Annotated in this window: 3 protein-coding genes and 1 pseudogene; all 4 read left to right on the top strand. The window is 50.6% G+C overall.

What is annotated here, in order from left to right; all coding sequences use genetic code 11:
• Nucleotides 1-43: 43 nt before the first annotated feature.
• Complete coding sequence (hokD, locus tag ATB02_RS25650; RefSeq protein WP_000813254.1) at nucleotides 44-199, top strand: type I toxin-antitoxin system toxin HokD; 156 nt, start codon at nucleotides 44-46, stop codon at nucleotides 197-199.
• Between the two features lie 216 nt (nucleotides 200-415).
• Nucleotides 416-667 carry a protein Rem gene (gene rem, locus ATB02_RS25645; RefSeq protein WP_000980999.1) on the top strand — a complete coding sequence of 84 codons (252 nt, stop codon included), beginning with the start codon at nucleotides 416-418 and terminating at the stop codon, nucleotides 665-667.
• A gap of 66 nt (nucleotides 668-733) precedes the next feature.
• Nucleotides 734-1,012, top strand: coding sequence for a hypothetical protein (locus ATB02_RS25640; RefSeq protein WP_032236628.1), 279 nt, complete (start codon nucleotides 734-736; stop codon nucleotides 1,010-1,012).
• Between the two features lies 1 nt (nucleotide 1,013).
• A pseudogene (locus tag ATB02_RS26835) lies at nucleotides 1,014-1,185 on the top strand (hypothetical protein); the annotation flags it as partial.

The raw sequence follows: 1,185 nt of genomic DNA, 5'->3' as shown, positions 1-1,185 counted from the left end.
TAGGTTAGCCTCTTACGTGCCGAAAGGCAAGGAGAAGCAGGCTATGAAGCAGCAAAAGGCGATGTTAATCGCCCTGATCGTCATCTGTTTAACCGTCATAGTGACGGCACTGGTAACGAGGAAAGACCTCTGCGAGGTACGAATCCGAACCGGCCAGACGGAGGTCGCTGTCTTCACAGCTTACGAACCTGAGGAGTAAGAGACCCGGCGAGGGAGAAATCCCTCGCCACCTCTGATGTGGCAGGCATCCTCAACGCACCCGCACTTAACCCGCTTCGGCGGGTTTTTGTTTTTATTTTCAACGCGTTTGAAGTTCTGGACGGTGCCGGAATAGAATCAAAAATACTTAAGTAGCGCGCAGGGATAAGAGGGATGGTCCCTTAAAGGGGAGAGCTAATTATCCGGAAGAATTCTGATGATGAACATCGAAGAACTGCGTAAAATTTTTTGTGAAGATGGCCTCTATGCTGTGTGCGTTGAAAATGGAAATCTTGTTAGTCATTACCGCATTATGTGTTTGCGAAAGAATGGGGCTGCGTTAATTAATTTTGTGGATGGTCGAGTGACAGACGGATTTATCTTGCGCGAAGGTGAGTTTGTCACTTCATTACAGGCACTGAAAGAGATCGGAATAAAAGCAGGCTTTTCAGCTTTTGCAGAAGAATAAACTCATCTACAATCTTGCGCGGGGCTGAACTCCCGCTGAGTAACACCGTGCCACCGGAGAAAACCGATGGCACGCAACGTAAAATATTACAATTCTGATAATTCGCCCGTTCTTGTCTGCACGCACGAGCGGTATTCTCACGCATTCAAGTCTGAATGGTTCCAACACCCTCCATGCACTGAAGAGCAGGCTGAATGGATAATTCAGTGTTACCGCAGGCGCGGATACGAGGTTAAAAAAGCCCTTAGCCTCGACTACCGTCACTGGATAATCTCAGTCAGATTGCCTTACTCCGAACGCCCACCGCGTCCGTCCCGTACATTCCAGCAACGCCTCTGGAGGTAACGTGCGGGTATTACTTCGACCTGTTCTGGTACCGGAACTCGGGCTGGTGGTCGTTAAGCCGGGCCGTGAATCCATGCCGGTATTCCACAATACCCGGGTACTGGTGGAGCCGGAACCGAAAAGCATGCGTAATCTGCCGTCCGGGGTCGTTCCTGCCGTTCGCCAGCCGCTGG

The organism is Escherichia sp. MOD1-EC5189 (assembly GCF_002966045.1).
In the GTDB taxonomy this organism is placed as follows: Bacteria; Pseudomonadota; Gammaproteobacteria; order Enterobacterales; family Enterobacteriaceae; genus Escherichia; species Escherichia coli_F.
The sequence above is the reverse complement of the archived record's forward strand: the minus strand, read 5'-3'. Positions and strand labels throughout refer to the sequence as shown.